The following is a 12,020-nucleotide window of genomic DNA, read 5'->3' on the forward strand; positions in this document are numbered from 1 at the left end:
GTGTGTTGACATGACGAAGTGGCGTACCGCAGCGCTTTTCGTCATGGGGTTAACCCTGACGGCATGCACCCACGGCGGTATCCAGCACACTGAAACGTCCACGAGCTCAGCGCCCAATCGACTGGACTCGCTGCCACTGTGTTCGTCGATCAAGCCGCAGGCCATCGAACCCGATCCGGATCCGGCGCTGCAGTGCGTGCTGCGATCCAAGGATTCGGCGAAGCTCACGTTAGAGGTGCTGGGCACACCCCCCACCACCATCAAGGTGTACGAACCCAATGGGACTGAGCGGCAGACCTTTACCGTTCCCGTCAACAAACCGGAACGAACGCCGCCTCTTCTTGCCGACCTCGACCAAGACGGCCGCGACGAGTTGGTGGTGGTCGACAACGTCGGCTCCGACGGCGACGTCCTGGATGTGTGGCGGGTGAACAAGGATTCGGGGAACTTCTCCCGAGCGGGACAGGTGTTCGGTTATCCCGAGTTCCGGATAACCGATGAGCGCTTCACCGCGTTCTATGCCAGTACCGGTGCCGGATCAGGAAGGGTTTCCCTCTACCGATTCGTCAATGACAAGGTGGTGGAGCTCGGTTCCCTCTTCGTGCAAGCGGCGGATTGGCCGGATCCCGCGGATCCCGCCCGCACCTGGTACACCAACGGAAACACGTTGTGCTCCTTCAATTACGACGACGATCCCCCGGGACAAGCCCAGAAAAGGAACCAGGCGTTGACGGAGGCCGGCATCGACCCACCGTCCGCACAGGACCGATTCTGCAAGCAATCCTGGGTCGCCGACATCTACAAGAAACGCTAGCCGGACGTGCCTGCCGCTCCACATGAGCGCCGAGCGTGAAGCGATGGCGACGAATCGGCCGATATCCCGCCATAGCTTCACGCTCGGCGAAACAGTAAGGGCGCCCACCCTGAGGTGGACGCCCTTGCTGATAAGTGGGTACTAGACCGCGTTGATCGATCCGCCTACGGCAGTGATCTTCTCGCGGGCCGCGTCGCTGAACTTGTTGGCGGTCACCGACACCTTGACCGTGAGGTCGCCGTTGCCGAGCACCTTAACCAGCTGGTTCTTGCGGACCGCACCCTTGTTCACCAGATCCTCGATGGTGACGTCGCCACCCTCGGGGAACAGCCGCTCGATATCGCGGACGTTCACCACCTGGTACTCGGTGCGGAAGCGGTTCTTGAAGCCCTTGAGCTTCGGCAGCCGCATGTGGATGGGCATCTGCCCACCCTCAAAGGTCGCCGGCACGTTCTTGCGTGCCTTGGTGCCCTTGGTGCCGCGGCCGGCGGTCTTACCCTTGGACCCCTCACCGCGACCGACGCGGGTGCGCTCGGTCTTGGAGCCGGGGGCTGGGCGCAGATGATGCAATTTGATAGTCATTTACTTCACGTCCTCGACGGTGACCAGGTGGCGAACCACCTGGAGCAGGCCGCGGGTCTGCGCGTTGTCCTCACGGACAACGGTCTGGCGAATCTTGCGCAGTCCCAGTGTCTTCAACGATTCGCGCTGGTTCCACCGGGTTCCGATGGTGCCGCGCACCTGGGTGATCAACAGATCAGCCATGGCTGCCTCCCTGTGCTGCTGCAGCTGCGAACTCGGCGCGGGCCCGGAGCATGCCGGCCGGTGCCACATCTTCGATGGGCAGACCGCGCCGGGCCGCAACCTCTTCGGGGCGCTGCAGTGCCTTGAGCGCCGCGACGGTTGCGTGGACCACGTTGATGGCGTTGTCGCTACCCAGCGACTTGGCCAGGATGTCGTGCACTCCAGCGCATTCCAACACTGCGCGGGCGGCGCCACCGGCGATCACACCGGTACCGGCGGAAGCCGGCCGCAGCATGACGACGCCAGCCGCATCCTCGCCCTGAACCGGGTGGACGATGGTGCCACCGATAAGCGGAACGCGGAAGAAGTTCTTGCGAGCCTCGTCCACACCCTTGGCGATGGCAGCCGGAACTTCCTTGGCCTTGCCGTAGCCAACGCCTACCAGGCCGTTGCCGTCGCCAACGATCACCAGTGCGGTGAAGCTGAACCGGCGACCACCCTTGACCACCTTGGAGACGCGGTTGATGGTGACGACGCGCTCGATATGGTTGCTCTTCTCGGCGTTATCGCGGCCACCACGACGGTCGTCACGGTTGTCACGACGTCCGCGGCCGCCGTCGCGACCGTCACTGGGGCCGCCTGCGGCGCCAGGAGCGCCAGTATTGCGCTGCGCCATCATGCATTCCTTCCGTTGAAAGTCTCGAACATCAGAACACCAGCCCGCTCTCGCGGGCGGCGTCGGCGAGTGCCGCGATCCGGCCACCGTAGGTGTAGCCGCCGCGGTCGAAGACCACGGTGTCCACACCGGCTGCCTTGGCACGCTCGGCGATCAGCTGACCGACCCGGGCGCTGCGCGCCTTCTTGTCGCCGTCCACCGCTTGCACGTCGGGCTCGACGGACGAAGCCGCGGCCAGGGTGGTCCCGGTGAGATCGTTGACCAGCTGCACATGAATGTGGCGGGCCGAACGGTTGACGACCAGACGCGGCCGCGCGTCCGTACCGGACACCTTCTTGCGCAGACGTGCGTGGCGGCGCAGACGCGAAGTGCGACGCGCCTCCGAAACACTCTTGCCGACGGGCTCGTGCTGCTTCGCTTCTGTCTTCGTTTGAGCCATGGTCACTTACCTGTCTTTCCGACCTTGCGGCGGATCTGCTCACCCTCGTAGCGAATGCCCTTGCCCTTATAGGGGTCGGGGCGACGCAGGCGGCGGATGTTGGCCGAGATCTGGCCAACCTTCTGCTTGTCGATTCCGCTGACCGAGAACTTGGTGGGGGTCTCGACCGCGAACGTGATGCCCTCGGGTGCCTCGATCAGCACGGGGTGGCTGTAACCGAGCGCGAACTCCAGGTTCGATCCCTTGGCGACGACGCGGTAACCCACGCCGAAGATCTCCATCTTGGTGGTGTAGCCCTGGGTCACACCGGTCACCAGGTTGGCGATCAGGGTGCGAGACAGGCCGTGTAGCGAGCGGTTGCGCCGCTCGTCATCCGGGCGGCTGACCACGATGGCGCCATCGTCATTGCGCGACACCGAGATCGGCTCGCTCACTGTCAGTTCGAGGGTGCCTTTGGAGCCCTTGACGGAGACGTTCTGGCCGTCGATGTTGACGTCCACTCCGGAAGGAATCAGCACCGGTTGCTTACCAATACGCGACATTTTTTAAGTCCTCCCCTACCAGACGAACGCGAGGACTTCGCCGCCCACGCCTTGTCGGGCTGCTTGGCGATCGGTGAGTAGACCAGTGGACGTGGAGATGATCGCCACGCCGAGGCCGCCGAGAACCTTGGGCAGACTGGTGGATTTTGCATACACACGCAGGCCGGGCTTCGACACGCGGCGCAGGCCGGCGATGCTGCGCTCACGGCTGGGGCCGTACTTGAGCGAGACAACCAGGCTCTTGCCCACGCGGGCGTCCTCGGTGCGGTAATCGGTGATGTAGCCCTCGCGCTTGAGGATCTCGGCGATATTGGCCTTGATCTTCGAGTGCGGCAGGGTCACCTCATCGTGGTATGCCGAGTTGGCATTGCGCAGACGTGTCAGAAAGTCTGCGATCGGATCAGTCATAGTCATGACAGAGTCCATCAACCTTTCTCGCTGCGGTTCCCATGCAGCATGCTCGTACCGGTTCCCGTAAGGGCCTGGTACATCGCACGGTGGGCCTACTGCGAAGTGATCTTCCGTATCTGACCGGGTTCGGTCAGGGGTCGTGCATCAGCAGTGCTGTCCCAACAAAACCAGCACATGCCGACCGGCCATAGGCGAAACACAGCCCGGGCAACCGGTTAAGTGTAGGTGACCTGGACCTACGGACCAAATCGGTGAGCGCGGCCCGCCGATGGTGGGTTCATCACCCGGTGGGTGTCAACGTGAACGGCAGCCAATAGGTGCCGGGACCGTCATCTGGACACCCCGGTGCGCCCACGGTGAACGTCCGTTCCCCCGCAAAGCTGCCATCGCCGTTGGGCACCAAGAAGTCGAACCTGGCAGCGGTCACCGGACGGCCGTCGCTGCAATGGAACGGATAGTCCGCGGCCGACTCCCACCGATCACCGTTCCACCGGTAGTCGAAGAGCGCCGGCGCATTGGGATTGTCCGCCAGCTCGGCCAGTCGCAGCCAATGCGCCACGCATCCCCGCGCACCGCAGGTGGTGGTGAAGCTCGCCGCCTGCGTCGAAGGGGCCGAGGCATCGGGTCTGCCCTCGAACGTCTGCCGAGAATGGTCCAGGTAGGTGTCATAGGTGCCGTACAGCGGCACCGGCTCTGGCCTGTCGGCGTGCGCCAAACCGGCACTGAACAATGACGCCACAGCCGCGAGTGCCAGCCCACCACACCTGCGCATATGTCACTGATAACACAGCGCGTGCACGACGGGACCCGAACGATCGAACGTGATCGTCAGATCACGCCGAGAGCGACCATCGCATCGGCAACCCTCGTATACCCGGCGAGGTTGGCGCCCGTCACGTAGTTCCCCGGGTCCCCGTAGTGATCCGCGGTTTCGACGCAGGTGGCGTGGATCGATTGCATGATCGATCGCAGGCGGGCCTCCGTCGCCTCGAAGGACCACGAGTCGCGGCTGGCGTTCTGTTGCATTTCCAGCGCGCTGGTCGCCACCCCACCGGCGTTCGACGCCTTGCCCGGCGCGTAGAGCACCCCTGATTCCTGGAAGTACTTCACCGCCTCGGGGGTGCACGGCATGTTGGCTCCCTCGGCGATGAGTTGCACGCCGTTCCCGATAAGCCGGCGGGCGTCCTTGCCGTCGAGTTCGTTCTGAGTGGCGCAGGGCAACGCGACCTGGCAGGGAACCTCCCAGAGGGTTCCGTCGGTGACCTGGCGTGCTCCCCCACCATGCGCCTCGACGTATTCGGAGAGCCGACCCCGCCGAACCTCCTTGATCTCCTTGAGGAGTTCGAGATTCAGTCCGCGTTCGTCGACGATGTAGCCGTCGCTATCCGAGCAGGCGATGACTTTCGCACCCAGCTGCTGGGCCTTCTCGACGGCATAGATCGCGACGTTCCCCGCGCCCGACACCACGACGGTCTTTCCGGACAGGGACTGCGCGCGCGTCGCCAGCATCTCCTGCGCGAAAAGCACAACGCCATATCCGGTGGCTTCGGTGCGCACCTGGGATCCGCCCCAGGGCAACCCTTTACCCGTCAGCACACCGGATTCGTAGCGATTGGTGATGCGCTTGTAGTGTCCGAAAAGATATCCGATCTCGCGCTGGCCCACCCCGATGTCACCGGCGGGGACATCGGTGTATTCACCGATATGTCGGTACAGCTCGGTCATGAATGACTGGCAGAACCGCATGATCTCGGCGTCGGAGCGGCCCTTGGGGTCGAAATCGGCTCCACCCTTGCCGCCACCAATCGGGAGCCCGGTAAGCGCGTTCTTGAACATCTGCTCGAAGCCGAGGAACTTCACGATCGACAGGTTCACGCTCGGGTGGAAGCGCAGACCGCCCTTGTACGGTCCCAGCGCGGAGTTGAACTCCACCCGGTAACCGCGATTGATCTCGACGGCGCCATCGTCCCTGATCCACGGAACGCGAAAGATGATCTGCCGCTCCGGCTCACAGATCCGCTCCAGGATCGACCAGCGGTCGTAGTCCGGCGTGTTGCCAACCAGAGGGCTGAGACTGGCCATGACCTCGAAGACAGCCTGCTGGAACTCCGCCTCTCCGGGGTTACGCGCGAGAACGGTCTCGAAACGCGGCTGGAAGACGGGATGCAGAGTCTCTGGCATACCTAATAGGGTGCACCACAGCACATTTGGCTAACGACGCGGCATCAAACCCCGAGGCTACGCAGCGGGAGCGGGAGCCAGCGCATTGCCCTTGATGATGTAGAACAACGTGCCCTGCTCGGTATCCGCCTTGATCAGACCGGGTCCGGCACTCTCCGGATGCCCGTCGACGACGCCGACGCGTGACAGCTTCGGGTTGCTACCCGCGGCGTGCCAGATCGCCCATTTCCCGTCCTTCACGCGCGCGTCGACCTGGACGAGCAGATCGTCACGCCCGTCCTGGTCGAGATCGCGCAACTCGACGGCAGCACCGCCGAGCCAGCCCTTGAAGGGTTCGGAGATCGTCTGCACAACCTTGCCGTCGCCACTGCGCACGGTGATGGTGGTTGTCTGCCCTTCGGGCTGCGGCGTGCTGGTCGTCTCGAAACGCAAGCCGTCACCGGATTGCAGCACCTCGGGGTCGGCACTCGCCACACCGGGAAGCGCCACGAGCGCCAGCGCCGCGAGCGCAGCGGCACCGGTTCTACGTACCCGTACCTTGGAGATTTCTCGTCGACCCTGCGAGACCTGCATCGGTTTGTCCATTCGTCATACTTTGCTCAGGCATGAATTCTTCGACGTCTCTCGCTACCTAACCCTCCAGATCAGCGAGTTTGTCGAGCCGCTGCCGATGTATCAGCAATGCGGTATCACAAAGGTATACCAGCCGTGCGGCCGCCGCTAACTCAACCATCTGGCGCGCGATGCGAAATCGTGCGCAACATCACCGTGAGACTTTGGAGACGGTATGGGCTGGATTAGCCGCAAGGGCGGTCGGCAATTCCGGCACTGAACAGCCAGGTTGCTCAATTCATAGCAAATAACTGTGACACGCGACCAGGAATCGATACCGGTGCGCGTCTCAGCGAAGACCAACTCTCCGGCACAGTATTGAAGGTTGCTGATCGCCATCGGGAACGCCGCCGGAGGATGGGCCCGAGTCGGCATTCGATGCCTAGTGGGCGGTCACGACCAGCGACACTCGTGATGTCCGCCGACTCATGAGCGGGCGTGCTCAGCGATGAGACGCGTGAACTCCGACTGCAGCCGTTGCGCTTCGCCCACGGTGATGTGCCCACCATCGCGGGCCACCCATCGTGATCCGTCATTGGTGCGACATACCCCGTCTGGACAGATCGTCGGACCCAGATCAACAGTGGACACTCCAAGAAGTCCATTGGCGGCACGCCGTTCGGCCAAGGTGGCGGTGTTCTGTTGCCGCTGAGTCTCCGCCAAACCTGTGCTGCGACCACAGCGGGAAGGCGACACCCAGACCTCGTACCCCGGACATTTGTAGAGGTCCCAGTTCACGAAATGCGGCAGGGTGTGCACGACGACGACCGGGACATGCGCCACCGCCAGCTTTTGCAGGACCGCGGCTATCCCCTGCTGCCACAACCGGCCCTTGCCGGCGTCATCTTCGGTCCATTCCTCGGCGTGCGGTAACCGGAACCGGACATGTTGATCGGCTAGGAAGTAATCGCTCGAGGCAGAGGCAATCACCACCAAACCGGGCCGAACATCCGCGAGTGCACGGAGCCAGCGCTCCACGAAATCGATACAGCCGGGCGGCGCAGGATCCAGGACGAGCTCGACGAACGGGCAGGCGGCGTTCGTCGCAAGGATCGTCGTCCGATTTTGCTGTGTGGCCGCCGGGATGAGCGCCTCGGCGAACTGACCGGCGTTGGAGTCACCGATGAGAACGACTGACCGTGCATTGACCTCTCCACCTTCGGGCCACAGGCAACGAAGGCGGGTCCTTTCCTCATCCGGCATGTTGCCGATGCATCCTCTGCCCACATCCAGATGGGCCGCTCGTTGCGCGCGAGCATCACGAATCTCCGGTGTGGCTATCTGCGCGGCACCGAATGTCACCGCCGAAACGATCACCGCCAATCCGACGGACACGGCCACCAGCCGCGACGCACGAAGATCAGCCAGTTTCCGCCCCGTCCGAATCGGGTCTTCGACATAGCGTTTCGACAACCACGCGGGTAGCAACGACAGCACGCCCGCGCAGGGCAACAGCCAGTGATATTCGGTGCTCAACACGTTGTTGGCGAAGACGATCACGGGCCAGTGCCAGAGGTACCAGCTGTAGGACAGATCCCCGATCCACTGCATCGGTACCGATGACAGCACCCAGCTGATTGGCTGCCGCGAGGATATTGATCCGGCGATGATCAACAGGCCCGAGCCCACTACTGGGATCAGTGCATTGAAACCCGGAAAGGGGTCCGCGGCGGTGATCGCCACGGCAGCCCAGGTGACACCGGCCGCACCAAGGACCGCTACCGGTAGCGCAGCCCGGCGACCCCATCTCTGTATCCGGCCTTCGCCCAGCGCGATCAGCGCGCCCATACCGAATTCCCATGCACGCGTGGGCGAGCTATAGAAAGAGAAAGCCGCATTGTGCGCATGGAACGGAAATCCATCGGTCGTCGTCAGGTGCATCGCGAGGAGGAACGAGAGGGCCGACAGCACAAGAAGTAGCGCGAACGTGACGCGACGCCGACTGGCCCGGCGCCGCGTTGCCACATATGCCGCCAACACCATCACACCCGGGAAAATGAGATAGAACTGCTCTTCGACGGCCAACGACCAGGTGTGCAGGAACGGGTTCATCGCTGCCGGCGCCGCGAAGTAACCCGAGGGTTCCAGAAACAGCACCGCGTTCGAAACGAACAACGCCGCCGCGGCGGCCGTTCGCGCCGCGACTTGCATTGATCCGAGCGGGCTTTGAACGACCGCCGTCACCGGCAGCACCACGACAATCAAGAGGGCGAGCGCAGGCAAGAGTCGCCGTACCCGGCGCGTGTAGAAGCGCCGGAGGTTGATGTTTCCGTCCTCGTCCGCCTCGCGCAGCAGCAGTCGCGTGATGACGAATCCGGAGATGACGAAGAAGACGTCGACACCGACAAATCCACCGGAAACAGGTAGACCGCAGTGGTACGCGACAACCAGGAGAACCGCTACCGCTCGCAGGCCTTGAATGTCCTGACGGCGGTCAATCACCGGCTGAGTCTAGATGACGGGCGTTCCCAGATATGTCGGGAGCGGTGGCTATCGCCAGAAACCGCACTGATGACTGTTGACGAAGCCCTCCATTGGCTTCGACATCGGTGGTGCCAGGCGCAGGAATGCTCCTCCGGGCACGTATCTGGGCCATTGTGGTTGACCCGCTATGTTGGGATTCCCGGTCTTCACGAACTGCGCCCAATACCTGATCATCTGCGTGGACAACGCTGCGGATTCCTGGCTCAACGGTCTGGACATATCGAAGAGATACCCCAACTCGGAACCATGCGAAGCGCCCAACGGCAGCGGTGCGTCCTGATACTGCGAATCTACCGGCGCGGCCGGGTCGGCAAATTCGTAGGCATACACCGGCCCGCTTCTCCCCAACGCCTCGGCCATGTCGAGTGTCGGGCACGCATAGCTGTTATCGGTGTCGATTGCGGCGAGCGCAGCAAGTACATTTCCGCCATAGTCGGATAGTGGGTATCGCCCTGCAAGTTCGGTTGCCTTGTCCCCGTACTTGCTTTCGAGCGCATGCCGGTATTCCTCGTCGCCGCGGGGCGCGGGTGTGTGCTGGTGCTGTTGGGCCTGAAACACCGTGGCCTCGTTGGCATTACTCCCGATAAGCACAGGGACGGCGGCGGTGAAGCCGCTGGTGAAAGCATCCAATGGCGGCACCGGAAGTTCTCGCGTCCCCGTTACCGGACTCACCGGTAGTCCTATGCCGCTGAATTGCGGAGAATCGCGCAATGCGTCAACCGATAGTGCCCGCAGACACCGGGCACTATCGGGCCCGACTGGGCATCCGACCTCTGCCATAAACGTCGCACTATCGCGGACGGCTCCCGAGACAGAGGCCTGAGCCTGGCATGGAGCACTCTCCAAGATCGCGGATCGAAACAATCCCGCGGCACTCGGTGCCGCCAATAGGTCGCACACCGACACCCCGCCCGCAGACTGGCCACCGACGGTTACCTGCCGGGGATCGCCTCCAAACTCGGCTATGTTGTCACGCACCCAACGCAGCGCGGCTTCCTGATCCAGGAGACCGTAGTTGCCGATCGCATCAGATAGGCCATGAGCCGCCAGAAATCCCAACGTCCCAAGCCGATAGTTGATGGTGACGACGACGATTCCACCCTGGGCAGCCAATTTTCGCGCGTCGTAGCCAAATCCGTTCCCGGCCACAAAGGCGCCGCCGTGTATCCACACCAGTACGGGCGCCTTCCCCTGGATATGCCGGGGCGTGGCGACGTTGAGGACCAGGCAGTCCTCGTTCTGTGTCAGGTCGCTTTCGGTGCCGGGCTGCGGGCATTCCACACCCGACCCCGTCGCATCACGGATACCCGTCCACGATGAGACAGGCCCCGGTTCTGCGAATCGCCGCGGGCCCACCGGCGGTGCGGCGTAAGGGATTGCCTTGAAGACACGTACCTCATCGTCAACGTGCCCGCGTACGGCTCCCGCACTGGTGTTGACGATCGTCGGGTCCACCGCCTTTGGGCTGCACGACACCGATGCGAGGACCACCAGCACAACCAACAACAGCCGGGTCATGTCACGCGCACCGAACATTCTGTGGCACGGGCGCAAGCGTAACGGCCATGGGGCTTCCGGACGGTGAGACGCCAATAGGCCGGGACTCTAAAGTCCCGGCCTATTGTGCAGAGGTTTACCAGCTGCTCTTGCGGATGCCGGGCAGCTCGCCGGCGTGTGCCATCTCCCGCAAGCAGATTCGGCACAGGCCGAACTTGCGGAACACGGCGTGCGGGCGTCCACACCGGTTGCACCGGGTGTACCCGCGCACCGCGAACTTGGGCTTCTTGTTGGCCTTATTGACCAGCGCAGTCTTCGCCATCTACTTCTTCGCTCCCTGCTCAAGTTCTTTGAAGGGGAAGCCGAGTTGCCGCAGCAGCGCCCGCCCCTCGTCGTCGTTGGTCGCCGAGGTGACGACGGTGATGTCCATGCCCCGCGGGCGGTCGATGGAGTCCACGTCGATCTCGTGGAACATCGACTGCTCGGTGAGACCGAAGGTGTAGTTGCCCTTGCCGTCGAACTGCTTGGGTGACAAGCCGCGGAAGTCACGGATACGCGGCAGCGCGATGGACACGAGACGGTCCAGGAACTCCCACATACGGTCGCCGCGCAGCGTGACGCGGGCACCGATCGGCATGCCCTCGCGCAGCTTGAACTGAGCGATGGACTTGCGGGCCTTGCGAATCTCCGGCTTCTGGCCGGTGATCAGGGCCAGGTCGGTGACGGCGCCGTTGATGAGCTTGGCGTCACGGGCAGCGTCGCCGACACCCATGTTGACGACGACCTTCAGGACGCCCGGGATCTGCATCACGTTGGCGTAGTTGAACTCGTCGTTCAGCGCGGTCTTGATCTCTTCGCGGTAGCGCGTCTTCAGACGGGGCTGAGCCTTCGAGGTGTTTGCTGTGTCTTCTACAGTGGTCATCAGATGTCCTTCCCGTTGCGGCGGGAGATGCGGACCTTTTTGCCGGTCTCTTCGTCGATGCGGTAGCCGATGCGGGTCGGCTTGCCGTCGGAGTCGATCACCATCACGTTCGATACGTGGATGGCGGCCTCCTGCGTGACGATGCCGCCGGACTGCGCACCGCGCTGGTTGGTGGATACGGCTGTGTGCTTCTTGATCCGGTTCACGCCCTCGACAAGGACCCGGTTGCGCTCGGGGTAGGCCGCGATGACCTTGCCCTTGGCACCCTTGTCCTTACCAGCGATGACGAGAACGCTGTCACCCTTGTGCACCTTCATTTACAGCACCTCCGGGGCGAGCGAAACGATCTTCATGAACTTCTTCTCGCGCAGCTCACGACCGACGGGCCCAAAGATACGGGTGCCACGCGGGTCATTGTCGGCCTTGATGATGACGGCGGCGTTCTCATCGAACTTGATGTAGCTGCCATCCGGGCGACGACGCTCTTTGACGGTGCGGACTATGACGGCCTTGACGACGTCACCACGCTTGACGGTGCCTCCGGGAATGGCGTCCTTGACGGTCGCCACAATGATGTCCCCGATTCCCGCATAGCGTCGCCCTGAGCCACCGAGCACGCGGATGCACAAGATTTCCTTGGCACCGGTGTTATCGGCGACCTTCAGCCGTGACTCCTGCTGAATCACTGGTCTCTCCTA

The 12,020-nt window shown here is 63.0% G+C and carries 16 protein-coding genes; 1 reads left to right on the forward strand and 15 read right to left on the reverse strand.

The genetic code is table 11. The features are described 5' to 3' along the window. The first annotated feature begins 10 nt into the window (after window positions 1–10). Window positions 11–814 (forward strand): hypothetical protein, encoded by an 804-nt coding sequence (locus AB0H22_RS02790; protein WP_358144625.1) that lies wholly within the window; start codon window positions 11–13, stop codon window positions 812–814. Window positions 815–955: 141 nt separating this feature from the next. Here the strand turns inward: AB0H22_RS02790 and rplO are convergent, their stop codons facing one another. The 15 genes from rplO to rplN all read right to left on the reverse strand — a co-directional run bounded on the left by rplO (window position 956) and on the right by rplN (window position 12,008). Next, window positions 956–1,396 carry a 50S ribosomal protein L15 gene (rplO, locus tag AB0H22_RS02795; RefSeq protein WP_180748656.1) on the reverse strand — a complete coding sequence of 147 codons (441 nt, stop codon included), beginning with the start codon at window positions 1,394–1,396 and terminating at the stop codon, window positions 956–958. Further along, window positions 1,397–1,579 carry a 50S ribosomal protein L30 gene (gene rpmD, locus AB0H22_RS02800; RefSeq protein WP_180748657.1) on the reverse strand — a complete coding sequence of 61 codons (183 nt, stop codon included), beginning with the start codon at window positions 1,577–1,579 and terminating at the stop codon, window positions 1,397–1,399. Then, window positions 1,572–2,237: a 30S ribosomal protein S5 gene (rpsE, locus tag AB0H22_RS02805; protein WP_180748658.1), complete on the reverse strand. Its 666-nt coding sequence runs from the start codon at window positions 2,235–2,237 to the stop codon at window positions 1,572–1,574. The genes rpmD and rpsE overlap by 8 nt, the downstream gene beginning before the upstream one ends. A 28-nt stretch (window positions 2,238–2,265) precedes the next feature. After that, window positions 2,266–2,673, reverse strand: coding sequence for a 50S ribosomal protein L18 (gene rplR, locus AB0H22_RS02810; RefSeq protein ID WP_180748659.1), 408 nt, complete (start codon window positions 2,671–2,673; stop codon window positions 2,266–2,268). A gap of 2 nt (window positions 2,674–2,675) precedes the next feature. Next, entirely contained in the window at window positions 2,676–3,215 is a 540-nt protein-coding gene (rplF, locus tag AB0H22_RS02815; protein WP_180748660.1) for a 50S ribosomal protein L6, read from the reverse strand. A 15-nt stretch (window positions 3,216–3,230) separates the two neighbouring features. After that, window positions 3,231–3,629: a 30S ribosomal protein S8 gene (gene rpsH / locus AB0H22_RS02820; protein WP_180748661.1), complete on the reverse strand. Its 399-nt coding sequence runs from the start codon at window positions 3,627–3,629 to the stop codon at window positions 3,231–3,233. A 277-nt stretch (window positions 3,630–3,906) separates the two neighbouring features. Continuing rightward, on the reverse strand, window positions 3,907–4,398 hold the full coding sequence (locus AB0H22_RS02825; RefSeq protein ID WP_358144629.1) for a hypothetical protein: 492 nt from the start codon (window positions 4,396–4,398) through the stop codon (window positions 3,907–3,909). A 56-nt stretch (window positions 4,399–4,454) separates the two neighbouring features. Then, window positions 4,455–5,807, reverse strand: a complete 1,353-nt coding sequence (gdhA, locus tag AB0H22_RS02830) for an NADP-specific glutamate dehydrogenase (RefSeq protein WP_358144631.1) — start codon at window positions 5,805–5,807, stop codon at window positions 4,455–4,457. Between the two features lie 57 nt (window positions 5,808–5,864). Further along, complete coding sequence (locus tag AB0H22_RS02835) at window positions 5,865–6,380, reverse strand: hypothetical protein (protein ID WP_358146024.1); 516 nt, start codon at window positions 6,378–6,380, stop codon at window positions 5,865–5,867. Between the two features lie 465 nt (window positions 6,381–6,845). Further along, window positions 6,846–8,861 carry an acyltransferase family protein gene (locus AB0H22_RS02840; protein WP_358144633.1) on the reverse strand — a complete coding sequence of 672 codons (2,016 nt, stop codon included), beginning with the start codon at window positions 8,859–8,861 and terminating at the stop codon, window positions 6,846–6,848. A 48-nt stretch (window positions 8,862–8,909) separates the two neighbouring features. Further along, on the reverse strand, window positions 8,910–10,421 hold the full coding sequence (locus AB0H22_RS02845) for a carboxylesterase family protein (RefSeq protein ID WP_358144635.1): 1,512 nt from the start codon (window positions 10,419–10,421) through the stop codon (window positions 8,910–8,912). A gap of 115 nt (window positions 10,422–10,536) precedes the next feature. Continuing rightward, the gene (locus tag AB0H22_RS02850; protein ID WP_078297704.1) at window positions 10,537–10,722 is read right to left on the reverse strand and encodes a type Z 30S ribosomal protein S14; all 186 of its coding nucleotides are present in this window, start codon (window positions 10,720–10,722) and stop codon (window positions 10,537–10,539) included. Beyond that, window positions 10,723–11,322: a 50S ribosomal protein L5 gene (gene rplE / locus AB0H22_RS02855; protein WP_180748666.1), complete on the reverse strand. Its 600-nt coding sequence runs from the start codon at window positions 11,320–11,322 to the stop codon at window positions 10,723–10,725. After that, a complete protein-coding gene (gene rplX, locus AB0H22_RS02860; RefSeq protein WP_180748667.1) occupies window positions 11,322–11,639 on the reverse strand; it encodes a 50S ribosomal protein L24 in 318 nt (105 codons plus the stop codon). The genes rplE and rplX overlap by 1 nt, the downstream gene beginning before the upstream one ends. Then, window positions 11,640–12,008: a 50S ribosomal protein L14 gene (gene rplN, locus AB0H22_RS02865; RefSeq protein ID WP_180748668.1), complete on the reverse strand. Its 369-nt coding sequence runs from the start codon at window positions 12,006–12,008 to the stop codon at window positions 11,640–11,642. Window positions 12,009–12,020 lie beyond the last annotated feature (12 nt).

This window comes from Mycobacterium sp. NPDC050853 (assembly GCF_040653875.1).
GTDB lineage: Bacteria > Actinomycetota > Actinomycetes > Mycobacteriales > Mycobacteriaceae > Mycobacterium.